Source organism: Haloprofundus salinisoli, from assembly GCF_020097815.1.
Lineage (GTDB): Archaea > Halobacteriota > Halobacteria > Halobacteriales > Haloferacaceae > Haloprofundus > Haloprofundus salinisoli.
Map to the genome: position 1 here is coordinate 1,848,254 of NZ_CP083663.1, position 24,705 is coordinate 1,872,958.

At 65.8% G+C, this 24,705-nt stretch carries 30 protein-coding genes; 16 read left to right on the forward strand and 14 right to left on the reverse strand.

Annotation, left to right across the window (positions count from 1 at the left end; genetic code table 11):
* Window positions 1–8: 8 nt before the first annotated feature.
* The 3 genes from LAQ73_RS09755 to LAQ73_RS09765 are packed head-to-tail and all read left to right on the forward strand — an operon-like array spanning window position 9 to window position 2,115.
* Window positions 9–680, forward strand: a complete 672-nt coding sequence (locus tag LAQ73_RS09755; RefSeq protein WP_224268097.1) for a 4Fe-4S dicluster domain-containing protein — start codon at window positions 9–11, stop codon at window positions 678–680.
* Entirely contained in the window at window positions 677–1,114 is a 438-nt protein-coding gene (locus LAQ73_RS09760) for a hypothetical protein (protein WP_224268098.1), read from the forward strand. The genes LAQ73_RS09755 and LAQ73_RS09760 overlap by 4 nt, the downstream gene beginning before the upstream one ends.
* The gene (locus LAQ73_RS09765; protein ID WP_224268099.1) at window positions 1,111–2,115 is read left to right on the forward strand and encodes a cytochrome b/b6 domain-containing protein; all 1,005 of its coding nucleotides are present in this window, start codon (window positions 1,111–1,113) and stop codon (window positions 2,113–2,115) included. Before LAQ73_RS09760 ends, LAQ73_RS09765 begins: the two co-directional genes overlap by 4 nt.
* A 219-nt stretch (window positions 2,116–2,334) precedes the next feature.
* On the opposite strand, the gene LAQ73_RS09770 is transcribed toward LAQ73_RS09765, so the two are convergent.
* The gene (locus LAQ73_RS09770) at window positions 2,335–2,553 is read right to left on the reverse strand and encodes a hypothetical protein (protein ID WP_224268100.1); all 219 of its coding nucleotides are present in this window, start codon (window positions 2,551–2,553) and stop codon (window positions 2,335–2,337) included.
* Window positions 2,554–2,637: 84 nt separating this feature from the next.
* Window positions 2,638–3,039, reverse strand: a complete 402-nt coding sequence (locus LAQ73_RS09775; protein ID WP_224268101.1) for a hypothetical protein — start codon at window positions 3,037–3,039, stop codon at window positions 2,638–2,640.
* 143 nt (window positions 3,040–3,182) lie between these two features.
* On the opposite strand from LAQ73_RS09775, the gene LAQ73_RS09780 reads away from it, so the two are divergent.
* From LAQ73_RS09780 to LAQ73_RS09795, 4 genes are all read left to right on the forward strand, one after another.
* Window positions 3,183–3,386 carry a hypothetical protein gene (locus tag LAQ73_RS09780; RefSeq protein ID WP_224268102.1) on the forward strand — a complete coding sequence of 68 codons (204 nt, stop codon included), beginning with the start codon at window positions 3,183–3,185 and terminating at the stop codon, window positions 3,384–3,386.
* 127 nt (window positions 3,387–3,513) lie between these two features.
* On the forward strand, window positions 3,514–3,792 hold the full coding sequence (locus LAQ73_RS09785; RefSeq protein WP_224268103.1) for a ubiquitin-like small modifier protein 1: 279 nt from the start codon (window positions 3,514–3,516) through the stop codon (window positions 3,790–3,792).
* A gap of 1 nt (window position 3,793) precedes the next feature.
* Window positions 3,794–4,072: a MoaD-like domain-containing protein gene (locus LAQ73_RS09790; RefSeq protein ID WP_224268104.1), complete on the forward strand. Its 279-nt coding sequence runs from the start codon at window positions 3,794–3,796 to the stop codon at window positions 4,070–4,072.
* A 1-nt stretch (window position 4,073) separates the two neighbouring features.
* Window positions 4,074–4,505 carry a DUF8048 family protein gene (locus LAQ73_RS09795; protein WP_224268105.1) on the forward strand — a complete coding sequence of 144 codons (432 nt, stop codon included), beginning with the start codon at window positions 4,074–4,076 and terminating at the stop codon, window positions 4,503–4,505.
* Window positions 4,506–4,523: 18 nt separating this feature from the next.
* Here the strand turns inward: LAQ73_RS09795 and LAQ73_RS09800 are convergent, their stop codons facing one another.
* On the reverse strand, window positions 4,524–6,350 hold the full coding sequence (locus LAQ73_RS09800) for a S9 family peptidase (RefSeq protein WP_224268106.1): 1,827 nt from the start codon (window positions 6,348–6,350) through the stop codon (window positions 4,524–4,526).
* 133 nt (window positions 6,351–6,483) lie between these two features.
* On the opposite strand from LAQ73_RS09800, the gene LAQ73_RS09805 reads away from it, so the two are divergent.
* Both LAQ73_RS09805 and LAQ73_RS09810 read left to right on the forward strand, forming a co-directional pair.
* Entirely contained in the window at window positions 6,484–7,182 is a 699-nt protein-coding gene (locus LAQ73_RS09805) for an AzlC family ABC transporter permease (RefSeq protein WP_224268107.1), read from the forward strand.
* Window positions 7,179–7,544, forward strand: coding sequence for an AzlD domain-containing protein (locus tag LAQ73_RS09810; protein WP_224268108.1), 366 nt, complete (start codon window positions 7,179–7,181; stop codon window positions 7,542–7,544). Before LAQ73_RS09805 ends, LAQ73_RS09810 begins: the two co-directional genes overlap by 4 nt.
* A gap of 104 nt (window positions 7,545–7,648) precedes the next feature.
* Here the strand turns inward: LAQ73_RS09810 and LAQ73_RS09815 are convergent, their stop codons facing one another.
* Window positions 7,649–8,287, reverse strand: a complete 639-nt coding sequence (locus LAQ73_RS09815) for a class I SAM-dependent methyltransferase (RefSeq protein ID WP_224268109.1) — start codon at window positions 8,285–8,287, stop codon at window positions 7,649–7,651.
* Window positions 8,288–8,448: 161 nt separating this feature from the next.
* Between LAQ73_RS09815 and LAQ73_RS09820 the strand changes: the two genes are divergently transcribed.
* On the forward strand, window positions 8,449–8,901 hold the full coding sequence (locus LAQ73_RS09820; protein ID WP_224268110.1) for an SRPBCC domain-containing protein: 453 nt from the start codon (window positions 8,449–8,451) through the stop codon (window positions 8,899–8,901).
* 4 nt (window positions 8,902–8,905) lie between these two features.
* Here LAQ73_RS09820 and LAQ73_RS09825 read toward each other — a convergent pair whose 3' ends face one another.
* The 3 genes from LAQ73_RS09825 to LAQ73_RS09835 form a co-directional block, all read right to left on the reverse strand.
* On the reverse strand, window positions 8,906–9,160 hold the full coding sequence (locus LAQ73_RS09825) for a DUF8066 domain-containing protein (protein WP_224268111.1): 255 nt from the start codon (window positions 9,158–9,160) through the stop codon (window positions 8,906–8,908).
* An 80-nt stretch (window positions 9,161–9,240) separates the two neighbouring features.
* On the reverse strand, window positions 9,241–9,474 hold the full coding sequence (locus LAQ73_RS09830) for a hypothetical protein (RefSeq protein ID WP_224268112.1): 234 nt from the start codon (window positions 9,472–9,474) through the stop codon (window positions 9,241–9,243).
* Window positions 9,475–9,525: 51 nt separating this feature from the next.
* Window positions 9,526–11,457 (reverse strand): aldehyde ferredoxin oxidoreductase family protein, encoded by a 1,932-nt coding sequence (locus LAQ73_RS09835; RefSeq protein WP_224268113.1) that lies wholly within the window; start codon window positions 11,455–11,457, stop codon window positions 9,526–9,528.
* 177 nt (window positions 11,458–11,634) lie between these two features.
* On the opposite strand from LAQ73_RS09835, the gene LAQ73_RS09840 reads away from it, so the two are divergent.
* Window positions 11,635–12,081: a VanZ family protein gene (locus LAQ73_RS09840; protein ID WP_224268114.1), complete on the forward strand. Its 447-nt coding sequence runs from the start codon at window positions 11,635–11,637 to the stop codon at window positions 12,079–12,081.
* A gap of 40 nt (window positions 12,082–12,121) precedes the next feature.
* Here LAQ73_RS09840 and LAQ73_RS09845 read toward each other — a convergent pair whose 3' ends face one another.
* Entirely contained in the window at window positions 12,122–13,312 is a 1,191-nt protein-coding gene (locus tag LAQ73_RS09845; RefSeq protein ID WP_224268115.1) for an Ig-like domain-containing protein, read from the reverse strand.
* A 504-nt stretch (window positions 13,313–13,816) separates the two neighbouring features.
* On the opposite strand from LAQ73_RS09845, the gene LAQ73_RS09850 reads away from it, so the two are divergent.
* Both LAQ73_RS09850 and LAQ73_RS17630 read left to right on the forward strand, forming a co-directional pair.
* On the forward strand, window positions 13,817–14,887 hold the full coding sequence (locus tag LAQ73_RS09850) for an archaeosine biosynthesis radical SAM protein RaSEA (RefSeq protein WP_224268116.1): 1,071 nt from the start codon (window positions 13,817–13,819) through the stop codon (window positions 14,885–14,887).
* Window positions 14,888–15,101: 214 nt separating this feature from the next.
* A complete protein-coding gene (locus LAQ73_RS17630) occupies window positions 15,102–15,224 on the forward strand; it encodes a hypothetical protein (protein ID WP_255634756.1) in 123 nt (40 codons plus the stop codon).
* 120 nt (window positions 15,225–15,344) lie between these two features.
* On the opposite strand, the gene purQ is transcribed toward LAQ73_RS17630, so the two are convergent.
* Window positions 15,345–16,019 (reverse strand): phosphoribosylformylglycinamidine synthase I, encoded by a 675-nt coding sequence (gene purQ, locus LAQ73_RS09855; protein ID WP_224268117.1) that lies wholly within the window; start codon window positions 16,017–16,019, stop codon window positions 15,345–15,347.
* 55 nt (window positions 16,020–16,074) lie between these two features.
* Window positions 16,075–16,329: a phosphoribosylformylglycinamidine synthase subunit PurS gene (gene purS / locus LAQ73_RS09860; RefSeq protein WP_224268118.1), complete on the reverse strand. Its 255-nt coding sequence runs from the start codon at window positions 16,327–16,329 to the stop codon at window positions 16,075–16,077.
* A 294-nt stretch (window positions 16,330–16,623) separates the two neighbouring features.
* Here purS and LAQ73_RS09865 point away from each other — a divergent pair, with 294 nt between their 5' ends.
* On the forward strand, window positions 16,624–17,595 hold the full coding sequence (locus tag LAQ73_RS09865; RefSeq protein WP_224268119.1) for a formyltetrahydrofolate deformylase: 972 nt from the start codon (window positions 16,624–16,626) through the stop codon (window positions 17,593–17,595).
* Window positions 17,596–17,629: 34 nt separating this feature from the next.
* Here the strand turns inward: LAQ73_RS09865 and LAQ73_RS09870 are convergent, their stop codons facing one another.
* From LAQ73_RS09870 to LAQ73_RS09885, 4 genes are all read right to left on the reverse strand, one after another.
* The gene (locus LAQ73_RS09870; RefSeq protein ID WP_224268120.1) at window positions 17,630–18,646 is read right to left on the reverse strand and encodes a phosphoribosylaminoimidazolesuccinocarboxamide synthase; all 1,017 of its coding nucleotides are present in this window, start codon (window positions 18,644–18,646) and stop codon (window positions 17,630–17,632) included.
* 211 nt (window positions 18,647–18,857) lie between these two features.
* Window positions 18,858–19,271 (reverse strand): response regulator, encoded by a 414-nt coding sequence (locus LAQ73_RS09875; RefSeq protein WP_224268121.1) that lies wholly within the window; start codon window positions 19,269–19,271, stop codon window positions 18,858–18,860.
* Window positions 19,268–20,278: a PstS family phosphate ABC transporter substrate-binding protein gene (locus LAQ73_RS09880; RefSeq protein ID WP_224268122.1), complete on the reverse strand. Its 1,011-nt coding sequence runs from the start codon at window positions 20,276–20,278 to the stop codon at window positions 19,268–19,270. The genes LAQ73_RS09875 and LAQ73_RS09880 overlap by 4 nt, the downstream gene beginning before the upstream one ends.
* A 109-nt stretch (window positions 20,279–20,387) precedes the next feature.
* Entirely contained in the window at window positions 20,388–22,412 is a 2,025-nt protein-coding gene (locus LAQ73_RS09885) for an ATP-binding protein (RefSeq protein ID WP_224268123.1), read from the reverse strand.
* A gap of 310 nt (window positions 22,413–22,722) precedes the next feature.
* Between LAQ73_RS09885 and cofH the strand changes: the two genes are divergently transcribed.
* Both cofH and LAQ73_RS09895 read left to right on the forward strand, forming a co-directional pair.
* Complete coding sequence (cofH, locus tag LAQ73_RS09890) at window positions 22,723–24,111, forward strand: 7,8-didemethyl-8-hydroxy-5-deazariboflavin synthase subunit CofH (protein WP_224268124.1); 1,389 nt, start codon at window positions 22,723–22,725, stop codon at window positions 24,109–24,111.
* A 13-nt stretch (window positions 24,112–24,124) separates the two neighbouring features.
* Window positions 24,125–24,682, forward strand: a complete 558-nt coding sequence (locus tag LAQ73_RS09895; protein ID WP_224268125.1) for a metal-dependent hydrolase — start codon at window positions 24,125–24,127, stop codon at window positions 24,680–24,682.
* The last annotated feature ends 23 nt before the right edge of the window (window positions 24,683–24,705 follow it).

Genomic DNA, 24,705 nt, shown 5'->3' on the forward strand with positions numbered 1-24,705 from the left:
GTGATACTATGTCAACAAACAACTCGAACCAAGTAATGGGCCAAGGCGTCATGAGCGTCGGTGAGGACGCGCGAATCTTCCCCGACGTAGAGGCGTGTATCGACTGTGGCGGCTGCGTCGTCGCCTGCAAACGAACCTGGGACGTCCCGCGAGACGAACAGCGCATCAGCATCTCGACGATGCTCGAAGGGCAGGAGGCGGCGGCAGGGCTCAACGCCAACAGCGCGCAGGCGCTTAGACAAGGCCAGTCGCCCGGTGAGACGAGCGTGCCGATGCAGTGCTACCACTGCGAGAACGCCCCCTGCGTCTCGGTCTGCCCGACCGACTCGCTGTTGAAGAAGGACAACGGCTTCGTCGAGGTCAGAGACGACCTCTGCGTCGGCTGTCAGTACTGCCTGTCGGCGTGTCCGTTCGGTGCGCCGCAGTTCCCCGAGGCGGACGAGGGAGCGGCGAAACTCTTCGGCACCGGCGGGACGATGGACAAGTGTACGATGTGCGAGGAGCGCCAGGACGTCGGCAAGGGTCCGGCCTGCGCCGAGGAGTGCGCGACGGACGCTATCCTCGTCGGGACGACCGGTCAGATAGCCGAAGAACTCGACAAGCGCGGCAGCGCGTCGTTCTTCAATCAGGAGGCGATGGAGATCATCTTCGGTGAGGAGGGCGCGAGGGAGTTCCAATGAACCGTTCGCTGCCCGAGACGAGAGATTACAGCGGGCTGGCTATCGCCGTCAACGCGGTCATCGCCATCGCCGTCACCGCTGTCGTCGTCTGGTTGGCGTCGGGGTTCGCATTCAACGCAGAGGCGCTTTTCCGTGTCGGTCCAACCGTCGAAGCCGGCGGTATCGGTGCGGACTGGCGCGCCGGTAACACGATTCCGGCGCTGGACTTCCTCATCGCGTTCGTCCACGCGGCCGACGTACTGATGGGCATCTTCATCCTCGTGATGGTGTTCGTCCACTGGGGCGCGTTCCGTCGCCTGGCCTCGCGGATGCGCCAACCCGGCGAAGCGGCGCGCTACGAATCCGACGCCGTCGCCGACGGCGGCCGAGCGGTCTCCAGCAGGGCCTCGGACTCCGGTGACGACGCTCCCGACCCACGGGGTGACGACCGATGACGAACTTGGACCACGGGAAGTTCACCGGGATGACGACGACGTTCCACACGCTGTTGGCGCTGGACGTGTTCATCCTGTTCTTCTCGGGGTACGGGATGATGTTCAACGACGAACTCTGGTGGCTCGTCACGCTGATGGGCGGCAACACCGGCGTGACGGCGGTCCACCGCATCGCGGGACTCGGCCTCGTCGCGCTCATCGTCTTCTGGATGCTGATGATGCTGACGACGAGCACCGGTCGCAGCAACTTCCGCGAGATTCTGATGGGCCCCGACGACATCGCCGCGATGATACAGGACATCAAGTTCGTCCTCGGGATGGCCGACGAGCGCCACTCGAACGCCCGACAGTTCGCGGGTTACAACTCCGACGAGGTACCGCTGCTGTCGTACGTCGGCAAGGGCGTCGTCTACATCTTCTCCGTCGAACTGCTGCTTCTGACCATCTCCGGTCTTCTCATCTGGAGCAAGACCGGCGTCATGCAGTACTTCGCCACCAAAACGGCGGCGATGGCGTTCGTCGTCTTCCACGGTCTGCTCGGCGTCATCATGCTGATGGGTGTGATGTTCCACATCTTCGAGCACGGCTTTCACCCGGCGTTCTACCCGGTGGAGGTGAAGGCGTTTATCCCTCGAAAACTGATTCCGGAGGAGCACGCCGACACCGACCACGACTCGACCGGCATCAGTCAACTCGGCCTCGCGCCGTCGTGGGGGTGGGCGACGAACGTCATGGGCGTGCTCACCGTCATCGGCATCGTGAGCGTTCTCGTCGGGAGCATCTTCGACGAAGGCTACCCTGTCCCGCGCGAACTCGTCGTCGGCGGGGGTCCGACGGACCTGTTGTTGACTGTCGGCATCAATATCGGCATCCTCGTGCTGTTCATCGGCATGGCGCTGCAGATGTACGGTAACCTGCTGCGCGTCCGCTGGCAGAAGCAGTTGGCCGAGGAGGCTCGCACGACGGCGGCGACGGACGGCGGACAGGTGAACGACCACTGAACACCGACTTTTCGACGCCCACCTTTTGCGCTGCGAGGCGGCTTCATCGCCCTGCGGGAGAGCGAAGCTCTCCCGGGCCCTTGCTCACTACGTTCGCAAGGATTCCGTTCGGTCGTCGGCCGAGAATCGCGGAACGATTCTCGCACGGTAAGTAACGAGACGTAGCTGTTTCTCAGCCACCCGGCGTACTTTGTTCAGGTTACCATCGACCAGCAGTACTCACTCTTCGTGGCTCGCTCTCGGCGTCAACCGTCGAAAGACGGGGAGGAATAGTTTCAGCAGGAGAACCGCAGCGACGAGAAAGACCAGAAGCGCTCCGCTGTCGGAGACGCCGAGCGCCATCGACCCGAGCGCCGAGACGCCCGCTGCGGCGAGATACAGCCAGAACGCGACGACGACCGGAACGTACCCGTGCGTCGGGGAGGGCGTTTGGTACATATCTACGCGTTCGTCCAATCTCAGATAAGTTTTCTGCCCGGAATGTTCGGATAATTCACTCGGTGCGGGGTGTGTTCGGCGTTCTCACGCCGACAATAGTTCCGCGCCCTCCGAGGAGAGTTCGACGGTCACGTCCTGTCTGGTGTGTTGGCTTATCTGGTCGATGTTGCGCGTCAGCACTTCGAGGACGTCCTTCGGTTCGGGGTAGACGAGCATGTTGCCGTCGTCGTCCTCCATCACGAGTTGGGTGTCCGACAACGATATCTGGTCGTTCTCAATGCGGGCGACGATGGCGCGCAGCTCCTCCGCGCCGCCGGGGTCGCCCTCCTCGACCATCGTCACGTACAGCGAGTCGAGACCGATGAGGTCCTTGTACTCGCGGACGCGGCGAGCGCAGCGCACCATATCCTTCGTGACGGCCGTCTTCTGGGGGTTGCCGTGTTCGCCCTCGAAACAGTGTTTACACACCCGGAGTTCCATCCGCATACTTTAACTCCGCCATCGACTCCGATATATGTTGGCACGGCGTTAGTTCGTGGGTGTCGCGTTCGGGTCGCCGCGCCGCTCTCGCGGCTCACCGTCTCCGGTCGCCGTACCGTTTTTGTGTCTCGCATGCGAACTATTCGCATATGGCTGGAATCCTCAACACCGTGTACGTGGTGGCGGTACTGCTCGTCGCGATCGGCGGCGTCGGCGGCGTGATGTGGCTGACGCGAGACTCCACGCCGGACCCGCGCACGTCGTCGACGCGAGTTCGGAACGCCTCGAACGCGCTCATCGTCGCCGCTATCGGGATCTTCCTGATTGCGATGGCGGCGAGTCTCCTGCTGTGACCTGCTCCGGCGGACTACGGGGGCTCGCCTCGCGTCGACGTCTCGGTCGCCGACCCGTTGGAGATGCGATAGAGACGCGAACTGCCGCCCAGCGCACCTTTTTACGGCCCCCACACCATCTGTGACCATGCAACTTCAACTCCGGTTTTTCGCAACGTTCCGCGAAGCCGTCGGGCAGAAGACCATCGATCGAGAGTACGACGACGGCCTCGTCGTCGGCGACGTGCTCTCGGCGCTCGAATCGGAGTTCGACGGCCTCGAAGGCCAGTTGCTCGAGAACGGCGAGCTCAAGCCGCAGATAAACGTCCTGAAGAACGGCCGCGAGGTGCTGCACATACAGGGCATCGAGACGACGATGGAGGACGGCGACACCCTGAGCGTCTTCCCGCCGGTCGCCGGAGGGTGAGATGAGCGACACCACCGGGGAGACGAGGACCGTCGAGAAGTCGTTTCGAGGGATCTCTGAGCGCCTGGCCACACACTATCTGACGAATCTCGGCGGCGAACGCGTCGAAGACGACCGCGTCGCCGGCGACGACTGGGAGGCGACGCTCTCCTCGGAGAAGGTCGATATCGGGCCAACGCTCGACATCACCGAAGTGACGCTCGTCTTCGAGGGTGACGCCGAGACGCTCGTCCCGCTGATAGAGCAGTTCTCACAGAAAGCGATGCGCGCCGGTGGATGAAATGCCCGACTCCCCCGGTAACGGCGAACACGACCCCGATGAACCCGCCGGCAACGCCGAGTCGGCCGTCGTCGACATCGAAGACGTCCCTATCGAGGGCCAGGTCATGCTCATCGCGGGCGCGAAGGCGAGCGTCCCGCCGGAGCGGCTTCCGGGCCTGTTGACGCGAGCGCAGGCGGACCTCGGCGGCCGGGTTCAGAACTACCGCCTCCGTTACGAACTCGTCGCAGAGACCGACGAGTACGCCGCCTTCTTCGTGCCGACCGGCCACTGGGGCGAAGTCGGCGAGCGACTCGGACTCGATCAGCGGGAGGCCGACGCGCTCCGGCGAACCCACGAGGAGCAGCTGCGTCGACTCGGCCGGCGCAGCGGCCGGCGCGAGGAGTTCGACTCCGCGCTCGAAATCAGGGAAGCGGCCGTCGTCGGACTGTAGCGACCGAGAGTCGACTGTTCAGAGGCGGCGGTCGAGATAGTCGCCGACGTACGAGTACGCCCGAACCTTCTGGTCGATGTCGGTCGAACCGTGCCCCTCCTCCCCCAACTCGGTGTACTCGAACTCGCCGTCTTCACCTTCGGACCAGCCGCGTTCGAGCAGCGCGTCGCGGAAGACGCGCGCCTGCGAAATCGGGCACCGAGCGTCGTTGACGCCGTGGACGATGTACAGCGGCGGTTCCGCCACCTCGACGTGCTCGATGGCGCTACGCTCTCGCCAGAGGTCGTTATCCTCCTCCGGGTCGCCCATCTGCGTCTCCAGGAACGTCTGGTAGTGCGGCATCGCCTCCTCGTGCATCAGGTGGAGGTCGGTGATGCCGACCCACGCGACGCCCGTCTTCCACAGTTCCGGGCGCTGGACGAGCTGCATGAACGTCGAGTAGCCGCCGTACGAGCCGCCGAAGACGGCGAGTCGGTCGGCGTCGACCCACTCCTTCTCGGCGAGCCAGCGAGCGCCCGCGGCGACGTCCTCCTGTTCCATCCCGCCCCAGTCGCCGTGGATGGCGTTTTTGAACTCGCGGCCGCGGCCGATGGAGCCGCGGTAGTTCGGGAGGAGAACGGTGTAGCCCTTCGCCGCGAGAAACTGCGCGTAGAGGTTGAACGCCTTCGACGACCACGAGTGTGGCCCGCCGTGGACCATCACGACGGCGGGCGAGGGCTCGGTCCCGGCGGCCGTCTCGCGGGCGTCGTACAGCAGCGCACCGACGTCGAGGCCGTCGGTCGACTCGTAGGTGACGTACTCGGCGTCGACGAACCGCTCGGAGTCGATGTCCCCGTAGTCGGGTTCGACGAGCGCCTCAGACTCGTGACTGTCGAGGTCGTACGCGAGAAGCGTCGGCCGCGCGGTGGGCGTCGTGTGCGCGACCAGCACCGTCCCGTCGTCGGCGACCGAGGAGCCCACGTTGGCGACGCCCTCCGGCAACTCGAACTCCTCGCTCTCGCCGGTTTCGAGGTCGTAGACGACCGGAAGCGTCCCGGCTTCGCGCATCCGCTTGGCGACGACGCGGTCACCGTCGGGGCCGAAGGTGACGGCGGCCTCCTCGTGTTCGCCGTCGCCCAGCCACGTCACCCCGCCCGTGTCGAGGTCGTAGACGCCGACGCGGCCGAGGTCCCCGCTGTTGTCGGTGACGAGCACCGCGTCGCCGTCGGGGTGCCAGTCGGACGGGCCGACTTCCGTGCCGACGGTGCCGACGTCGAGTTTGCGCTTCTCGCTCCCGTCGGCGTTCATCACGTAGGCGTCGTAGTTCTCCAGGTTCTCCGTCTCGTTGGCCGCGTAGGCGATTCGGTCGCCGTCGGGCGAGAACGAGGCGAGAGCGACCGGGAACGCGTACTCGGTCAACTGCTCGGTCTCACCAGACTCGGTGTCGTAGCGGTAGACGTTCATCTGTTGGTTCGCGTCGCTTCTGTACAGCAGGTAACGACTGTCGTCGGTCACGTCCTCAAGAATCGCCTGCCCGTCGAGTTCGACCACCGGGTCGACCGAGGCCATCTCGCCGTCGTCGAGTCCGACCGCGTAGATATCGTTCTGCTCGTCGCCGTCGGCGTCGAGGTGGAAGAAGACGCGTTCGCCGGTCGAGTCCCACGCCACCGGCCAGCGGGCGTTCCTGGGTACCTCGCCGTCGGTGATTCGTCGGCGCTCGCCGCTGTCGAGGTCGACGAGGTGGAGTTCGTTGCGACCCGTTTCGTCGTAGTACAGCGCTACCCGGTCACCGTCGGGCGAGAGTCTCGGGTGGTGAAAGGAGGGCAGGCGCGCGAGGTCCATCGGCGTGAACGTGTGGTCTGTCATCGACGTTCATGCCACGGAGAGATATCTGATAAGGGTTTCCCGAAGCGCCGTTCACACAGTCCGCTGAGAGGACGAACCCGATGACCGTTGCCGAATAGACAGGAGTTTCACGTCGGGTGTTCCGAGAGTGTACATGAACGTTCCCACGGAACTCCGTGCGGGTGTTCGGGACGTGTTGCCGCTGTTTCTCGGCATCGTCCCGTTCGCCGTCGTCTTCGGCGTCGCCGCCGTCGACGCCGGACTGACGGCCGCGCAGGCCGTCGGCCTCTCGGTGTTCGTCTTCGCCGGCGCGTCGCAGTTGGCGACGCTCGACCTGCTCGCCCGCGACGCCGCCGTCCCGGTCGTCGTCCTCACCGCCGTCGTCATCAACCTCCGTATGCTGATGTACTCCGCGTCCATCGCGCCGTACTTCCGGTCGCTCGCCGGCCGGTCGAAGGCGGTGCTGGCGTACTTTCTCACCGACCAGGCGTACGCGCTCTCGGTCGCCCGCTACGGGACGCTCGCCGACGCGGAACCGTCGGGCGTCTCCGACCGTCGCTGGTACTACCTCGGCGTCGCGGTGAGCCTCTGGGTCGTCTGGCAGTTAGGGACGGTCGCCGGACTTGTCCTCGGCACCGGGGTCCCCGACAGTTGGGGACTCGACTTCACCGTCCCGCTGGTCTTTCTGGCGCTTCTCGTTCCGGCGATGAAGGACGTACCGACGACGGTGGCGGGCGTCTGTGGCGGGGTCGTCGCCGTCGTCGCCGCCGGGCTCCCGCTGAATCTCGGGTTGCTCGTCGGAGCGACGGTGGGCATCGTCGCCGGCCTCCTCGCGGAGCGTGGTCGTCGGTGACGACGTCGTATCCGACGACGACGGTGTGGGCCGTCGTTCTCGCCATCGGCGTGCTGACGTTCGCCATTCGGTTCTCGTTTCTCGCCCTGTTCGGATCCGGGTCCGCAGAGGGTCGAAGCGGGGCCGGAGAGACCGTCTCACCGCGAATCCGCGCAGTGCTCCGGTACGTTCCGCCCGCGGTGTTGGCGGCGCTCGTCTTCCCGGCTGTCGTGACGATAGAGCCGACAGTCGCCGAGACGCTCTCGAACGACCGACTGCTCGCCGGCGCGGCCGCGGCGGCGGTCGCGTGGCGTACCGAGAGCGTCCTCGCCACCATCACCATCGGGATGGGCGCGCTGTGGGCACTGCAGTTTCTCCTCTGAGGGGACTCCGACCTCTCCTTCCCTCAGAGGGGGTCCGGCGGCGGAGAACGCAGTCGGGAGCAGGATAACGAAACTGACGTGACCGGCAGCGAACCGAAGCCAGTCTACTCGGACGTGGCGATCAGTTCGGTGAGAACGCCGAGATACCGGTGACTGACGCCGTCGACTCGGAGCCCCGCCTCCGTTACGACCTGCTCGGGCGTCTGGTTCCACCGACAGCCCATCTGCTCGAAGTGCCGCGGCGCGAAGCGGTCCTGGAGTCGAGCCAACGGCTCGACACGGCTCCGGCCGTGTTCGAGCAACAGAATCTGTCCGCCGGGCTTGCAGGTCCGAGCCATCTCTTCGAGCGCCGCGACCGGGTCGGGAAACGTACACGTCGACAGCGACGAGACGACCGTATCGAAACTATCGTCGCCGAAGGGAAGCGCCTGGGCGTCGGCCTCCCGAAGGTCGGCGTCGATACCGAGTTCGTCGACCCGCCTCCGCGCCCGCTCGAGCATCTCCGGACTGAGGTCGACGCCGACGACCGAGACGCCCGCAGGGAGATACGGGAAGTTGGCTCCGGTGCCGCAGGCGACGTCGAGCACGCGGCCGCTGGCCCGCGAGAACAACCGGCGGCGACTTCGACCCAGAAACAGACGGTCGAGCGGTTCTGCGCGGTCGAACTGCGACGCGGCGTCACCGTAGATGCGCCGGAGCTCGTCGACGGACTTTCCGGGTCGCTCCGAGTTCTCTGCGCTCACAGTACGTGGTGGGCTACCGAGTACCAAAAATCGTACTGCTGTCAGCAGCGTCACTGCCGTCGTCGGCGCTGCCGTCGTTGCCTCGCCCGCTCCCGTCTCGTCCCCTGTCGACGACCGTCGACACGACGTTTATGCTCTCGAAGCGCCTACGTCTGTAGTTCATGAAACACATCCAAACCGCTATCGACATCGAGGCACCGCCCGAGATCGTCTGGGAGGTGCTCACCGACCTCGACGTCTACCACGAGTGGAACCCCTACATCACCGAAGCCAGCGGGGAGATCAGCGAAGGAGAGACCGTGACCATCCGCGTCGAACCCACCGGACGACGGGATTCGACGCTCCGCTGTACCGTGACCGAGGTCGTCCCCGAACGCAGACTCCAGTGGGTCGGCAGGCTCCGCGTTCCCGGGCTGTTCACCGGTCGACACACTTTCGAGCTCGAACCGCTCGGCAACGACCGAACGCGCTTCGTCAACCACGAGGACGTCTTCGGACTGCTCGCGCGCTTCGTCGTCACCGAGGAGACGCCGCTGGACTACGACTGGATGAACCAGGAACTCGCCCGGCGCGCCGAGCTGCAGTTCAACCCGCAGCGGACCGCCGAGGCGTGACCGTTCACGGACGTTCGTCGGCCTCCCGTTCCCGGACGGCGGCGAATCGCTGTGCGGCGTCGGCGATTCGCTCGAACGCGAGCAGGAAGCGGTAGACGAAGTACAGTGACACCGACGCGAAGAGGAACCAGACGACAACGAGGAACTCTCTGAACCCGAGGGCGACGAGCAGGAGCAGTACCACGACGGCGACCGTGAGATACGGGCCGAATCGGTTAAGGAGGTCGTAGACGGAGGGCGGCGACGTGTTTGCGCTCACGGACAGACTGTCCGACGAGTGTCACAAAAGCGTTCGCTTTCCGAGACGTTGGCCTGAATTGGACGAGACATGCTTTCGCCCTATTCGAGCGCGTCGGCGACACGAGCGACCTCCTTGACCAGTCGATACAGCAGGTAGGCAACGACGAGTTGTGGGAGTACGCTCGCAAGTGCGAGTAGTACTGGCGGGTTGGCAACCGCGAGGGCGACGACGGCGAGACCGACGAGGACGGCGACGAGTGGCTTGTACGCGGCCACTGCCTCGGTGGCGTTCAGCGCGCTCTCTCCGTCGTCCGCTGGAGGGCGTTCACTCATGGCTCTCGGTCGCTCGAACCGCGCAAAAAAGTTCGGTTTCTGATAGCTCGCTCAGTCGTCGGCGGGGGCTGCGGAGTCGCTGCCGCTTTTGACGCCCGTGCCGGGACCGATGTCGATCTCCAACGCGTCGAGTTTCTCGTCGGGGACGACGCCGTCGACCCAGCCGCGGTGGCTGTAGTACTCCTCTTTCATCTCGTCGAGTTCGCAGAATTCGCCCTCGGAGGCACCCTGTCCGGGGATGCCGCCTTCACCGTCGAGGAACCGCGCTGGCAGCGAGTCGTCCGCGCCGTCGAAGCCCGCGAGGTTGTTGTAGTAACGTTCGAGGTTGTAGACGCGCTCGCCCGCCTCGATGAGTTCGTCTTCGGTCACGTCGAGCCCGGTCATGCCGTTGTACTGCATGACGTACTCCTCGATGCCCTCCGCGAAGGCGTTGAACTTGCAGATGTCGAAGCTGTCGGAGATGGCGTGGAGGTTCTGGAACGTGGCGGTGAGTTCGCCCTTGCCCTCCCACGCGTAGGGGTCGACCTTCTCCGGGACGCCGAGAATCTCGGCGGCCGGGGTGTAGGCGCGCAGGTGGCACGCCCCGCGGTTCGAGGTGGCGTAGGCGATGCCCATCCCCTTCATGCAGCGCGGGTCGTACGCCGGAATCGTCTGGCCCTTGACCGCCAGCGAGTTGTCCTCGGCGCCTTTCTGGTCGGCGATGCGCTTTGCACCCTCGGCGAGCAGGTCCGGAAGGCCCTCCTCGCGGTGCGAGATCTGCTCGATGAGGTCGACCATCGTCTCGGAGTCGCCCCAGTCGAGCGTGCCGACGTCGTTGAGTTTGCCCTCCTCGGACATCTCCATCGCCATGGCCATCATGTTGCCCACCTCGATGGTGTCGATGCCCATGTCGTTGCAGCGGTCGATCATCAGCGCGATGTCGTCGCGCTCGGTGTGGCCCGAGTTCGGGCCGAGCGCGTACGCCGACTCGTACTCGTACGACTCCATGCGGACGTTCATCTCCTCGCCCTTGTGCATCGTCGTCACCTCGACTTCCTTCTTACAGGCGACGGGACAGGAGTGACACGTCGGCTCGTCGACGAGGATGTTCTCGCGGACGTTCTCGCCGGAGATCTCCTCGGCGTCGATGGTCGTGCCCTCGCTCTCGGAGAAACTCCGCGTCGAGGTATACTTGCCGTTTCTCGTCGGGAGGCCGTCCATCTCCTCGGTGATGTTCATCAGGACGTTCGTCCCGTACATCGAGAGGCCGCCCTCGTTCGGCGCGGTGACGTCGGACTCCTGGATGGCCTGCATCCCCTGCTGGTAGCCCTTCTGGAACGTCTCGGGGTCCGCGGGTTTCGGCATCCGGGTGCCGGATTTGACGACGACCGCTTTGAGGTTCTTCGACCCCATCACGCAGCCGGTGCCGCCGCGACCGGACGCGCGGTCGTCCTCGTTGACGATGCAGGCGTAGCGCACGCCGTTCTCGCCGCCGGGGCCGATTGCCATCACGGAGACGTTCTTGCCGATGGAGCCGTCGACTTCCTCGTCGATGGCTTCGATGGTGTCGTGGACGCCCTTCCCCCACAGATGGGAGGCGTCGCGGAGTTCGACTTCGCCGTCTTCGACGTACGCGTACACCGGTTTCTCGGCCTTACCGTCGAACAGGAGGCCGTCGAAGCCGGACCACTTGAGTCGCGCGCCGGACCAACCGCCGTGGTGGGAGTCGGTCACCGTGCCGGTGAGCGGCGACTTCGTGACGACGGCGATGCGGCCGCTCATCACCGTCTGAGTGCCCGTCAGCGGGCCATTCATGAACGCAAGCCGATTCTCCGGGCCGTCCGGGTCGACGTCCGGGCCGGCGTCGAAGACGTACTTCACGCCGAGGCCGCGCGCGCCGATGTACTTGCGCGCGTCCTCGTCGTCGATGCCTCGGTAGGCCACCTCACCCGATGTGAGGTCGACCTGTCCTACGTGGTCTTGGAATCCGCCGAGTTCAGTCATTGTAAGGTACTATGATTATAATGGGCCCCTACTTCGTTAACTGTTGTCACGACGGCGTAACTACATTCGGTTACACACGCCGCAGTCAGCGGGTTTTCCGGAGACACGAAACCTGCTCCTTGCGCTACCGACGACGGAGCGGGAGGCTTATTCGAGCGGCGAAACCACTCGGAGGCGATGGCTCCGGCCCCGTCGCACACCGCCGCTCGCCCGTCGCTGCTCCCGCCCCGTCTCCGCTGGGCCGCCGTCGTCGTTGTCGCCGGCGGCGTCTTCGTCGCCTCCGTCGTCACGCCGCCGAGCGACGGCGTCCCGGCGCTCGGCCCGTTCGGGCTCGTCGGCGCGGACAAGTGGTTACACGCCGCCGCCTACGCAGTCGTCGCCGGAACGCTCTCGCACGCGCTCTCGACGCGGGTCCAGCGCGCGTCCCTCGGCGGCTTCGTCGGTGGGTCGGTCTACGGACTCGGTATCGAACTCGTGCAGGGGCTCGTCCCCGCTCGCCAGTTCGACCTCCTCGACGCCGTCGCAAACGGTGTGGGTGCGGCGCTCGGGGCCGGACTCTGGGTCGTCTTCGCGTTCGGTCTCGCACTGGTCGTCGGACGCGAGTCGGACTCATCCCGACCCTAAAGGGTCAAGCGTTCTTCTTGAATCTCCGTAACGATGGGGTTTACCGGCGGTCCGACTCCGCCGATCCCGGCGATCCCGGCGATCCCGGCGACCCCGACGGTGGCGGCTGTGACACGCTGACGCGGCCGTCGGCGTCGACGACGACGTACCAGGGGCCGACGGCCGGACAGGTGAGCCACCCGTACCGCTCGCGCGACCCGTGGTCGGTCTCGACGACCAGCGAGAACGGGCCGAGGCGGGCGAACAGTTCGGCGTCCGTCGCCGTCTCCCCCGGTTCGAGTCGATAGCGACGTTCCGCCGCTCGCGTCCGGTCGGCCAGCGGCTCGATGCGAACTCGCAGGTCGTGTACCTCGTCATCGTCGTTCACGAGGTGACACCGACTGCTGTCCGAGCCGCACCCGAAGGTGACGGCCTCCTCGTCGACGACGGCCGGGAGGTGTGGAACGACCGTCGGCCACCTCGCCCGTGCGGTCGCGGTTTCGCTGTCGACCCTCACCGAGAGGGTTCGCTCACGCCGACCGACCGGGAGGACGAGGCGAGCGTCGGGAGGGACTCGATACCGCGAGACGCTGGTCTCGACCGACGAAGCGAACGCGAGATGGACCGTTCGCCACCCGACGCTTCGGTTCTCCAGACGAAAACTCGGGTCGGGTCCGAACGCGGTGGACGTCGTGTCGCTCTCGGGGTCGTCTCCGTCGGACTCGGTGCCCGGCGCACCTTCGGGCCGCGGCAGGAGAGAGACGGGCGGACACGCCTGAGCGCAGGTGACGACCGGCGTGAATCGGATTCCGCTCTCGTCGAGGGCGACGTCGAGGTTGCTCCGCGCGCCCTCGACGACCCAGTCGTAGACGGTTCGCACCCCGTCCGCCGTTTCGACGAAGAACCGATACGTACCGGCGCTGCCGACCAACCCCGAATAGACGACCGACTCGGCGCGCGTGAGCGTCTCGCTGGTACTGAACACCTCGGTCGCCTCACCGATGGAACCACTCGCGCTTCGGGTGCGCTCGATAGCGTCGATAGCGACTGTCACGTACCGCTCGTCGACTCCCGCGTTTCGAATCCGCACGCCATGTGGTTCGGCGAGCATCGGGCCACCGCCCCGATACGAGCCGGCGGTGTGGGCGGGCTGTCGCGCCGGCGTGTCGTCCGAGCGGTGGGCTCTCTCCCCGCATCCGGGGACGCCGACCGACCCGGCGGCGAGAACTCCGAGCAGTCGACGTCGTCGCATATCTCGGTCTCGGCGGTCGAAGCGTATGAATCTGCGGTCGACCTACCCGGCGTACAGTTCGTCGTCGACGCGCGCGACTCCGTCTCGACGGTGAGTTCGTACCGTCCGGGGGCGTCCACGGGGCGATCGTGGCGACCGCTGCGAGGAGCGCGCGTCGGCGCATACGTCCGGTGAGGGTTCCGCGTGTGAATTGCTCCGGTGGAGGGGGTGCCGGCGGACGGAGCGCGGACGACGTCTCGGCCGCCGAATCGAGAACTGTGGCCCCTCTCGGTTGCTCGCCGGGAGTGTTCTGCGAGCTGACTCACAGGTGGCGTGTCAATTTAAATACAGTCTCCGAGCACCTTCGCCATGCCAAGCGTCGAACTCGTCGCCCGCCGGTAGCGCCGCCGGCTCTCCTCCAGCGCTCTCGGACCTCGCGCCGCAGCGGGCGCTCGACCGAATCACCACCGTCGACGCTCCGCCCAGACGAAGCCGATATACCCGCGGACGGATTACTCCGGCGCAATGAGTGAACCAAGTCCCGACGTGTACGAACGGGGACGCGGAATGGACGCGCACAACAAGGTGATGCGCGAGATTCGAGGCCTGAAGGAGAAACACTACGATCCGCACGAACCGACCCGCGTCTGGATCGACGAGGACAACACGCCGAGCGGCGTCTACCAGTCGCTCACCATCATCCTCAACACCGGCGGCTGTCGGTGGGCGCGCGCCGGCGGCTGTACGATGTGCGGCTACGTCGCCGAATCCGTCGAAGGCGGCACCGTCGAACACGAGGCGCTGATGGACCAGATTCAGGTCTGTCTCGACCACGAGGAAGAACGCGCCGACGAGCAGTCGCCGCTCATCAAAATCTACACCTCCGGGTCGTTCCTCGACGAGCGTGAAGTGCCCGCCGAGACCCGAGACGCCATCGCGGAGACGTTCGCGGACCGCGAACGCATCGTCGTCGAGTCGCTGCCGGACTTCGTCGACCGCGAGAAACTCGACGACTTCGTCTCGCGGGGACTGGACACCGACGTCGCCGTCGGCCTCGAAACCGCGACCGACCGCGTCCGCCGCGACTGCGTGAACAAGTACTTCGCCTTCGAGGACTTCGTCGCGGCGAGCGAGGAGGCCGACGCCGCGGGCGCGGGCATCAAAGCCTACCTCCTGATGAAGCCGCCGTTCCTCTCGGAGTCGGAGGCCATCGAGGACATGAAATCCTCCATCCGGCGCTGCGCGGAGTACGCCCACACCGTCTCGATGAACCCCTGCAACGTCCAGCGCTACACGATGGTCGACGAGCTCCACTTCCGCGGCGGCTACCGTCCGCCGTGGCTCTGGTCGGTCGCCGAGGTGCTGCGCGACACTGCCGACGCCGACGCCATCGTCGTCTCCGACCCCGTCGGCCACGGCTCCGACCGCGGCCCGCACAACTGCGGCGAATGCGACGACCTCGTCCAGAAGGCCATCAAGGATTTCGACCTCCGACAGGACCCCTCCGTGTTCGAGCAGGTCGACTGCGACTGCAAGGGGACGTGGCGCGCCGTCGTCGAAGAGGAGACGAGTTACGCGATGCCGCTGGCGAAGTGAGCGGGCGACTCGCAAACTCAGAAGGCGAGACGGCGTAGCGTTCTGGTCACGTTCTCGACGGAATGGTAACGACTCGCACACTGTTGTAAGCGGTCGTTTACCCCCGCGTAGGCCGCTCATAGTGATACCGGATATCGTAGTACGCGAACGTAGCAGTCGAACGGTTGCGCGGCGGCGACGCGCCGCCTCGGCGGCCGTCTCGACTATCTCGACCATGAAACAGACGCAACGAAGCTACAAGGCGATATACTGCTCCGACGGCTGGCTGGAGATACGCGAAGAGCAGAACGTCGAAGGCTGGATATCCACCGACTCGCCGGTGCCCGTCACGACGTAGGCCTGCAACCGCCGCTGCACTATTCGACGGGACAACAGCGCCGCCACACTCGTTCTCTCGGAGTCAGTACGTCGTCCGACGCCCGCTTTTCCGCTGGATTCGAGCGACTGACTCGCTCGCTCAGGCGAACCCTTGGAGGATTCCCGCGCCGTCGGTGCCGCCGACGTCGGCCAGCGTCGCTCGCTCGGGGTGCGGCATCAACACCGCGACGCCGACTCGCTCGCCCAGAATGCCGGCGACGTTGCCCGTCGACCCGTTGGGATTCGCCTCGTCGGTAACGTTGCCGTCGGCGTCGCAGTAGCGGAACAGCACGCGGTCGGCCGCTTCGAGCGCCTCGTACTTCTCGGTCGAAATCTCGAAGCGCCCCTCGCCGTGGGCGATGGGGACTTCGATGACCTCGCCCTCGTCGTAGGCGGCGGTCCACGGCGTGTCGGCGTTCTCGACCCGCAGGTAGACGCGCTCGCACTGGAAACGGGCGCTCCGGTTCGTCGTGAACGCGCCGTCCGTCAGCCCCGACTCACAGCCGATCTGTGCGCCGTTGCAGACGCCCAGCACGGGCACGCCGTGTTCGGCGGCGTCGCGGACCTCGTTCATGATCGGCGACTGCGCGGCCATCGCCCCCGCGCGGAGGTAGTCGCCGTAGGAGAACCCGCCGGGCAGCAGTACGCCCGTCGCGCCCTCGGGCAGCCCGTCCTCGTGCCAGACGCGTTCGGCGTCGATGCCGAGGTGGGTGAGCGCCGCGACGGCGTCGCGGTCGCAGTTCGACCCGCCGAACTGCACGACTGCGACCGTCACCGTAGGCACCTCCGGTGTGACGAGACGACGGTGGTAGTCGCGGAGACTGCGACCGTCATTCGGCTTCCTCGACCACCACGTCGTAGTCGTGGATGGTCGGGTTCGCGAGCAGTCGTTCGGCCATCTCGTCGGCTCGTTCCTCGGCGTCCGCGGCGGAGTCGGCGTCGACGTCCACCTCGAAACGGTCCGCCGAGCGTAGCCCCTCCAGTTCGAAGCCCAGCCGTTCGAGGGCGCGCTTGGTCGTCTCCGCCTCGGGGTCCAACACGCCACGCTTCAGTCGGACGGTCACCGTCGCGGTGTACGCGGTCATCGTCCGACTCTGCGCGGTCGTGGGTAAAATGGCTTTTGGATACTCTCCAATAGACACGTTTGTGTACAATCCGGCGGCCAGAGTGAGCGAGTTTCCCGCAGCGTCGACGCGTTCGATAGTTCATGACCCTTGACGCGGGAAATCTCCACTTTCGCCGAATTCGAGGGATACGAACCATCTAGGACACGGCAACGGAGTCGAAGACGTTCGGGTTGTTGCCACGAACGGAAGACGTATCCTCAGTTATGCTCCACATTACCACGTGTTCACTCCCGGTTTTCAGGTGATGAGAGCATGACCCGTGAGTTGACCGAAATTACTGTCATCGGCGAGGACAAGACGGGCCTCGTCGCGCGTATTACGTCGCTTCTATTCGACCGCAGCATCAACATCGAAGATATCGACCAGGCCGTCCGCGAGGGTATCTTCCGGATGACGTTACACGCCGACACCAGCGAGATGGTGTGCACCTCCGAGACGCTACGCTCGACGCTCGACGACCTCGCAACCGAACTCGGCGTCGAGATTCGAGTCCGGTTCCCCTCCGACCGCGAGACGAAGCGCCTCGCCGTGCTCGTGACGAAGGAATCGCACTGTCTGGAGGCGCTGTTCGAGGCGTGGGCCAACGACGAACTCGACGCCGAGATCGGCGTCGTCATCGGCAACCACGACGATCTCCAACCGCTGGCGGACCACTACAACGTCCCGTTCCACGACATCGGCGACAAGAAAGGCGGGGCCGACGAAGCCGAACTGCTCGACCTGCTCGACGAGTACGACGTGGACCTCATCGTCCTCGCGCGCTACATGCGCATCCTCTCGCCGAACGTCGTCTTCCGCTACGAGGACCGCATCATCAACATCCACCCGAGTCTCCTCCCGTCGTTCCCCGGCGCGGCCGCCTACCGTCAGGCGAAGGAAGGCGGCGTCAGAATCGCGGGCGTCACCGCTCACTACGTGACGACGGACCTCGACCAGGGACCCATCATCACCCAGCGGGCGTTCGACGTGCCCGACGACGCGTCGGTCGGCGAAATCAAAGCCCGCGGGCAGCCGCTCGAAGCCGACGCGCTGCTCGAAGCGGTGAAGCTGCATCTCGACGGTGCCCTGAGCGTCCACCGGGGGCGGACGAGCCTCCGCGACAGCGAGGATATCGACTACCAACTCGGTCTCTCGAAGGAAGCGCAGGCGGCGAACCCCGACCGCCCCGTCGACGGGAAACTGCCGCAGTCGCTGCAGAAGGCGGTCGAACCGAGCGACGACTGAGCCCCCCGCACCGGTCTCACCGCACGAATCCGCGTCAGAGATTCCGAACCGCGTCGACCGCTTCGTCGAGTTCCGGCGCGTCGAACCAGTCGTAGTTCGTGTACGCGTTCGTCCCCGCGGCGTACATCTCCGAGACGGTCTCGACGACCGAGTCCGGCAGCGCCGGTGGCTCGGTGTCGCACAGCGCGCGCCAGTCGGGGTCGTCGCGGTGGTCCGCCTCGGCTTTCGCCTCGCTGACTGCGTCGACCCACTCGGGGCGTTCGCGCTTATAGTACTGGCGGACGACCTCCTTCGACATCTCCTGGCCGTCGTAGCTGAACCGGTTCTCGTCGAACGTGCCGACCACGTCGGCGACTTTGATGGTTCCGTCGTGGTAGAGACACTCGATTTTGCCGTCCTCGTGGACGAGCCCCGCCCGTTCGGCGCGGTCGGTGAGGATGTGGTTCACCGCGAGCGCCAGCTCTTCGAGACGGTCGATCCCGGCCGGACCCGAGATCTCGTCGGCCTCGCTCCGCGAGAGGTAGCGGTCGCGCTCTTCGAACTTCGTCGAGAACTCGACGACCGGCTGCGGGAGGCCGACGGCTTCGTCGGGCCACGACTCGTAGTCGAGGCCGTAGTCGGCGGGATCGCCGCGCGAACGGAGACTCGATCCGACGGGAACGGTGTTCCGGAAGACGATTTCGAGCGGTATCAGGTAGTTGTTCCCGACGGCGTCGTAGAACCCGTCGTAGTCGTAGCCGTCGTCGTAGCGGAGGTTCGGAACCTGTGCGAGGTCGATAGCCATTTCACGGGGGGTCTCGGTCGTCTCGCCGAGTTCGAGTTCCTCGCCGCCCTCGACGATTCCCCGATAGTGCGTCGGGATGTGGTTGACGTCGAGTAACTCGAAGTTGTACGCGCCCATAGTACAGAGGCTCGCTCCTTTTCCCGGAATCTCGTCGGGCATCTTCCCCCAATCGAAGACGGAGTAGTCGTCAGTGAAGACGAAACTGCCCCGCCCGAGCGAGTCGGCTGTCGGTTCCTCGGCCACGCGGAACTCCTTGACGCTCGTCATAGGTAGACACGGAGGGGCGCACGGTAAGTAACTTTCACTTCTGTGCGGATTCGGACCAGATACATCCGGGAAATGAACACGTTCGTGGGGTGTTCTCGGCGACGTGGGTCGCCGACTACCGAGAGCCAGAGCGCTCTCGCGTCCGGTTGCGAACAGGCAACCCTGCTCGTCCACGACTGAGCCCGGACGCTCCCGCTGCGGGCGCGCCGTCTCAGGGGCCGGTACTCGTCGAGTGACCGTTGCAGTCCAGTACCCGCTCTTCGACCAGACGGACGACGCGCGCCGCCAAGGCCTCGAACTGGTCGGGACCGCTCTTTTCGAGGTAATGCTGTCGCGGAATCGGCCGGTCGAGTTCTATGTGAGGCACGTTCGTGAAGAGGAGAAACGGCAGCGTCGGGTGCGATTCGCAGACCGCGTCGCGCAGTTGGAGCCCGTTCATCGTCGGCATCCGGTAATCGCTTACGAGACAGTCGAACGGGCCGCTCTCGAGGAGCGTCAACGCGCTCTGAGGGCGTTCGACCGACGTGACAGACAGGTCGTCGCACTTGTGCTCGATGAGGCTCGCCACCACGTCGAGCAGCGCTGGGTCGTCGTCGACGTGGAGGACGCGAATCCGGTCGGTCATCGCTCACCCGCCTCGGCCGCCCCTTCGAGGCGCTCCAGTCCCGTCTCGACGCCCGACTCGGTCAGCGGGACGTACCCGATGTCGCTGACGAGCGACGACCCCGCCCGTTCGATGTAGTAGGTGACGAACGCGCGGAGTTCCGGGCGCGAGAGTTCGTTCTCGGCGACGTAGATGAAAAGCGGTCGCGACAGCGGAGTGTACTCGCCGCCTTGCGCCGTCGCCGGCGACGGTTTCACGCAGCCGTCGCCGTCGTCGATGCCGAGCGCTTTCACCGCCTCCCTGTTCTGGAGGTAGTACGCGTAGCCGAGATAACCGACGGCGTACGTCGACTCGCTGACCGACTGGATTATCGCGTTGTCGTACTCCGTTCCCTCGTAGTCCGTTCGGTGGTCGTCGACCTCGCCGATCACCGCCTCGGCGAAGTAGTCGAACGTCCCCGAATCCGACGTCGGCCCGTGCAGTTCGACCGGTTCGTCCGGCCAGTCGGGGTCGACGTCGCTCCACTGCGTCGCCCCGTCGGTCCGCCACATCGCCGCCAGTTGCTCGGTCGTGATGCAGTCGACCCAGTCGGCGTCGGTGTTGACGACGACGGTCAGCGCGTCCGTCGCGACGCGGAGTTCCAGCGGATCGACCTCGTTGCGGTCGCACTGCCCCGATTCCTCGGACGAAATCGACCTGCTCGCGTCGTTGATGCTCGCTTTCCCTCGACAGAAGAACTGCTTGAACCCGCCGCCGGTTCCGGTGGGACTCACCGATATCGACACGTCCGGATACTGTGCGGAGAACTGTTCGCCGACGGCGACCGTCAGCGGATAGACCGTGCTGCTGCCCGAGACGTGAATCGTGCCCGAGAGCGCCGGGTCGCTCGTTGTCGCCGGCGACGAATCTACCCGATTCCGTTCGCCCCGACCGAGACAGCCGCACACCGCGGCCAGCCCGCCGCCGAGCGCGGCGCCGACGAACCGCCGCCGCCCGGAACCGTTCATCATATCGTCTTCTTCCCCCATCGGCTAGACGTTCCGAAATACCTACTAAAGCGGTTGCTATTGGGCGTATATAGTTCTCAGAACCGGATAGAGACGACCTCCGCGGCGGTCGCTTTCGCCGTTCGCGCCCTCAGCGAGCGCCGCTTTCGCCGTTCGCGCCCACGACGTCGGAACACGGCCCACTCTCGGTGTCGAACTCGAAGCGCGCTCCGCCGGTTTCGCTCTGGCCGACGGAGACGCCCCAACCGTGGGCGTCGACGATTCGCTCGACGATGGTGAGGCCGAACCCGGTTCCGCCGCCGCCGCGATTCGTCGTGTAGCCGGTCTCGAACACCGCGTCGCGCTCGGCGGGCGGAATCCCCGGCCCGTCGTCCTCGATGGCGAACCCGTTCTGCGTGTCGCACACCCGGACGGTCACCTCGGGGCCGCCGTGTTCCACGGCGTTTCGGAAGAGGTTCTCGAAGACGTGTGCGAGCAAGTTCGGGTCGGCGTCGACGTCCCGGTCGGCGTCGACGGCCAGCGTCGCCGCGCCGGTTTCGACCTGCGCCCACGCCCGCCTCGCCTGCGAATCGAGGTCGAGGCGGCAGACCTCCTCGACGTTGCTGTCGCGGGCCAACACGAGCGCGTCGGCGATGATGTCGCGCATCCGTTCGAGCGAACGCTCCAGCGGTTCGACGTGCGGCGAGTCGGACTCCTCGCCCAGCATCTCCGCCCGCCCGAGCGCCACCGTGAGCGGGTTCCGCAGGTCGTGCGAGAGAACCGTCGCGAACGCTTCCATCCGCTCGTTCGCGGCCTGTACGTCGTCCATCATCTCGTTGAACGACTCGCCGACGGTCACCATCGCGCGGCTCTCGCTCTCGACGTCGACCCGGCGTTCGAGGTCGCCGTCGGCGCACTGCGCCATCACCTCCCCGTACCGCTCCGCGGTCCGTTCGAGGTGGAGCCGGAGCCGTTCGGACTCCGCGCGTGCCCGTTCGGCGGCCTCTCTCGCTTCGATGGCGCTCCGCCGCGACGCCCGCGCGTGGTCGATTTCGGCCTTCAGCGAGACGCGCATCTCGTCGAACGCGTGGTAGAGTTCGCCGAGTTCGTCGACGCGGGCCGTGTCCACCTCGGTGTCGAGGTCACCCTCTCTGAGGGCGCGACTCGACTGCGCCAGGTCGCGTATCGAAACGACGACGTCGCGTCCTATGGTGAGACCGACCAGTCCCGCGCCGGCGAGGACGACGGCGAGCAGCCAGAGGAACTGTCTCGTGACGGTCGACTGGAGCGCGTAGGCGTCCTGTTGTTTCATCCGTGTCGTCACCACCCAGTCTTGGGTTTCCATCGCCGCGTACCCCACGGCGATGGCCTCGCCTTCGTCGTTTTCCGCGTGTACGAAGCCCGAGTCGTTCTCGAAGCGGGCGCGGTCGATGGAGTCCGCCCGGAGAATCCGACTCCCGTTTTCGGCCATGATGACGGTACCGCTCGTGTTGACGACCGTCGCATACGACTCTGTGAGCTGGTGCGCCTGCGACTCCGAGAGGTCGTCGAGGTTGAACGCGGCGACGATGGCGCGCGACTCCCGGTTCGGCACGCCGGTCCGGATGAGAACGATGGGAGCCGATCCCTCGAACGGCCGGAACGGCTCCGAGAGCGTCACTTCGTCTCTGAGATGGCCGTCGAGCGTCGCGATGCGGCTCTGTCCCGACCGCGTGAGGACGCTCTCTGCGGAGACCACCCGCGCGTCGCCGGTGCTTGTGATGACGTCGCCCGTCCCGGTGTCGACGTAGTAGATGGCGGCGACGTCGGGATCGCGCTCGGCGATTTCGTACAGGCGCTGGTTTATCTGCCCGCGGTCGTCGCCCTGGAAGGCGGCCGAGTCGGCTATCGCGTCCATCGCGATGATTTTGCCGGTGAGCCACTCGTCGAGGCGGTCGGCTTCCAGTTCGGCCGTCGAGGTGAGCTTGCTCTCGGTCTCGTCGGCCAGTTCCTCGCCCGTGTAGACGTAGGCGTAGCCGCCGAAGGAGCCGATGACGGCGGCGACGGCGACGAGAATGAGGACGTACTTCGCGGCGATGCTCCGGCGGAGAAGCTTCGCGAGGGCCGTCCACGGGCGGGTCATCCGCGCAGTCGCTCCGACCGCTCGCTCGAACGGCTGCGGTTCGGGACAGTACACTCATCCCGTGTCGCCCCGCCGACGAACAGCGCTGGTTTCTGTCTCATCGAGTACTCCCCCTCAGCGCGGGTTCTCCCCGGCACTTCTCGCTCGGGGCTCCCCATGCTGGTATATAAAAGCTTTATATGTGAGAACCGTACTGCTCGTGAGACTGTCTCGGAACTACGGAGTACTATATTCCCGTTTCGGCCCGCAGACCTGCTTATGCGGAGGGCAGCTCTCGACCGAGTCACCGCCGTCGACATCCGGTCGCGTCCCGAGTTGCCGACTACCACCTGACTTTTACGCCTCGGCGCTGTGGACCTGTTGTATGCGTGACGCGCCAGCGCCGGACGCCGGGCGCGGTCCGACCGGGCCGACGGCGTTCGATTTCGAACACGTGCCGGAGACCGACCAGTCGTTCGAGAACGCGCTGGCGAAAGCCCGAGACGGAGAGCGGCTCACCGTCGACGACGGCGTCGAACTGCTGACGACCGGCACCGACTCGGACGGCATCGACCCCGTGCGTAAGGAACTCGTGCTGGAGGCCGCCGACCGCCGCCGCGCCGAGGTCGTCGGCGAGGACGTGACGTTCGTCGCCAATCTCAACAACAACGTGACGACGGCGTGTAACACCGGCTGTCTGTTCTGCAACTTCAAGAACAGCTCGCACGCGTTCGAGGTCGACTCCGACGCCGACCACGGCGGGTTCACGAAGACGCCCACGGAATCGAGAGCCGTCGTCGAAGACGGCCTCGAGATGGGCATCTACGAGGTCACCTCCGTCTCCGGCCTCCATCCGGCGTTCGCACTCGACGAGGAGCACCACGAGATCCTCCGCGGCTACGACGACGCCGCGCGGACGGTGAACTACAAACCGCCCGAGCGCTACGAGACGGACCCCGGGACGTACCTCGAACAGATGGCGGCGATGTCGGTCGGCGGCGTCCACCTCCACTCGATGACGCCCGAGGAAGCGTACCACGCCCGCCGCGGCACCGACTGGTCCTACGAGTCAGTGTACAGAAAGCTCCGCGACGCCGGCCTCGACTCCGCGCCCGGAACGGCGGCCGAGATTCTCGTCGACGAGGTGCGCGAGGTCATCTGTCCCGGCAAAATCGACTCGCAGGGGTGGGTCGACGCGATGGAGGCCGCGATTTCGACGGGACTGGACGTGACGGCGACCATCATGTACGGTCACGTCGAGAACGAGATGCACCGCGTCATGCATCTCGAGGAGGTTCGAGATCTGCAGGACCGGACCGGCGGCATCACCGAGTTCGTTCCGCTCTCGTTCGTCCACCAGCAGACGCCGCTGTACGAACGCGGCGTCGTCACCGGCGGAGCCTCCGACGACGAGGACGAACTGCTCATCGCCGTCTCCCGGCTGTTCCTCGACAACGTCGACAACGTCCAGTCCTCGTGGGTGAAGTACGGCGACGCGAAGGGGCTCAAACTGCTCAACTGCGGCGCGAACGACTTCATGGGGACGATTCTCTCCGAGGAGATTACGAAGCGCGCCGGCGGCGAGTACGGCGAGTTCCGTTCGTTCGACGACTACGTCGAGATGCTGTCGGCCATCGGCCGCCCCCCGGTCGAACGGTCGACGGACTACCGGACCCGCCGCCGCGTCGACCCCGACGAGGGGCCGCACGGACCGATGCTCGGCCCCCGAGCCGACGGGACGCCGATGCTGGACCGACGGGAGCGGAGACAGTGAGGGCCACGGTGCGATGATGAGTCCGACTCACATCGCAATCGGCGTCGTCATCGCCGCCCCGGTCACCGTTTTCGCGCCGGAGCTCGCGCCGCTCGTCGCCCTCGCGGCGATGGCCGGCGGCGTCTTTCCGGATCTCGACCTGTTCGTCGGCGTTCACCGCAAGACGCTGCACTTTCCGGTCTACTACTGGGGCGTCGTGATTCCGGCGGCCGTGCTCGCCGTCGCCGCCCCGTCGCCGGTGACGATCGCCGCCTTCTTCTTCTTTCTCTCGGCGGCGGTCCACTCCGTCGCCGACTGGTTCTGCGGCGGCAACGAACTCCGGCCGTGGGAGAAGACCTCCGAACACGCGGTGTTCGTCCACCCGCTCGGCCGGTGGCTCCGCCCGAAGCGGCTCGTCCGCTGGGACGGATCGCCGGAGGACCTCCTGTTGACGCTTCTCTTCTCGCTTCCGGGTCTCGTTCTCTTCGAAGGCCCGGTTCGAGTGCTCACCGCGGCGGTACTCGTCGTCGCCGTCGTCTACGCAGCCGTCAGAAAGCGGGTACCAGACCTCGCACCGTGGTTGGCCGAGTAAGTTAGAGAGAACACGAGTCCCGT

Excerpts from the sequence above, each read along its gene's own strand:
- LAQ73_RS09830 (WP_224268112.1), bottom strand. The coding sequence starts at position 9,474 with ATGAGTGAACGCCCTCCAGCGGACGACGGAGAGAGCGCGCTGAACGCC.
- LAQ73_RS09845 (WP_224268115.1), bottom strand. The coding sequence starts at position 13,312 with ATGCGACGACGTCGACTGCTCGGAGTTCTCGCCGCCGGGTCGGTCGGC.
- LAQ73_RS09800 (WP_224268106.1), bottom strand. The coding sequence starts at position 6,350 with ATGACAGACCACACGTTCACGCCGATGGACCTCGCGCGCCTGCCCTCC.
- LAQ73_RS09840 (WP_224268114.1), top strand. The coding sequence starts at position 11,635 with ATGGCTCCGGCCCCGTCGCACACCGCCGCTCGCCCGTCGCTGCTCCCG.
- cofH (WP_224268124.1), top strand. The coding sequence starts at position 22,723 with ATGCGTGACGCGCCAGCGCCGGACGCCGGGCGCGGTCCGACCGGGCCG.
- LAQ73_RS09770 (WP_224268100.1), bottom strand. The coding sequence starts at position 2,553 with ATGTACCAAACGCCCTCCCCGACGCACGGGTACGTTCCGGTCGTCGTC.
- LAQ73_RS09775 (WP_224268101.1), bottom strand. The coding sequence starts at position 3,039 with ATGCGGATGGAACTCCGGGTGTGTAAACACTGTTTCGAGGGCGAACAC.
- LAQ73_RS09760 (WP_224268098.1), top strand. The coding sequence starts at position 677 with ATGAACCGTTCGCTGCCCGAGACGAGAGATTACAGCGGGCTGGCTATC.
- LAQ73_RS09755 (WP_224268097.1), top strand. The coding sequence starts at position 9 with ATGTCAACAAACAACTCGAACCAAGTAATGGGCCAAGGCGTCATGAGC.
- LAQ73_RS09875 (WP_224268121.1), bottom strand. The coding sequence starts at position 19,271 with ATGACCGACCGGATTCGCGTCCTCCACGTCGACGACGACCCAGCGCTG.
- LAQ73_RS09795 (WP_224268105.1), top strand. The coding sequence starts at position 4,074 with ATGCCCGACTCCCCCGGTAACGGCGAACACGACCCCGATGAACCCGCC.
- LAQ73_RS09790 (WP_224268104.1), top strand. The coding sequence starts at position 3,794 with ATGAGCGACACCACCGGGGAGACGAGGACCGTCGAGAAGTCGTTTCGA.
- LAQ73_RS09865 (WP_224268119.1), top strand. The coding sequence starts at position 16,624 with ATGACCCGTGAGTTGACCGAAATTACTGTCATCGGCGAGGACAAGACG.
- LAQ73_RS09785 (WP_224268103.1), top strand. The coding sequence starts at position 3,514 with ATGCAACTTCAACTCCGGTTTTTCGCAACGTTCCGCGAAGCCGTCGGG.
- LAQ73_RS09835 (WP_224268113.1), bottom strand. The coding sequence starts at position 11,457 with ATGACTGAACTCGGCGGATTCCAAGACCACGTAGGACAGGTCGACCTC.
- LAQ73_RS09820 (WP_224268110.1), top strand. The coding sequence starts at position 8,449 with ATGAAACACATCCAAACCGCTATCGACATCGAGGCACCGCCCGAGATC.
- LAQ73_RS09895 (WP_224268125.1), top strand. The coding sequence starts at position 24,125 with ATGATGAGTCCGACTCACATCGCAATCGGCGTCGTCATCGCCGCCCCG.
- LAQ73_RS09850 (WP_224268116.1), top strand. The coding sequence starts at position 13,817 with ATGAGTGAACCAAGTCCCGACGTGTACGAACGGGGACGCGGAATGGAC.
- LAQ73_RS09780 (WP_224268102.1), top strand. The coding sequence starts at position 3,183 with ATGGCTGGAATCCTCAACACCGTGTACGTGGTGGCGGTACTGCTCGTC.
- LAQ73_RS09870 (WP_224268120.1), bottom strand. The coding sequence starts at position 18,646 with ATGACGAGCGTCAAGGAGTTCCGCGTGGCCGAGGAACCGACAGCCGAC.
- LAQ73_RS09765 (WP_224268099.1), top strand. The coding sequence starts at position 1,111 with ATGACGAACTTGGACCACGGGAAGTTCACCGGGATGACGACGACGTTC.
- purS (WP_224268118.1), bottom strand. The coding sequence starts at position 16,329 with ATGACCGCGTACACCGCGACGGTGACCGTCCGACTGAAGCGTGGCGTG.
- LAQ73_RS09805 (WP_224268107.1), top strand. The coding sequence starts at position 6,484 with ATGAACGTTCCCACGGAACTCCGTGCGGGTGTTCGGGACGTGTTGCCG.
- LAQ73_RS09880 (WP_224268122.1), bottom strand. The coding sequence starts at position 20,278 with ATGGGGGAAGAAGACGATATGATGAACGGTTCCGGGCGGCGGCGGTTC.
- LAQ73_RS17630 (WP_255634756.1), top strand. The coding sequence starts at position 15,102 with ATGAAACAGACGCAACGAAGCTACAAGGCGATATACTGCTCCGACGGC.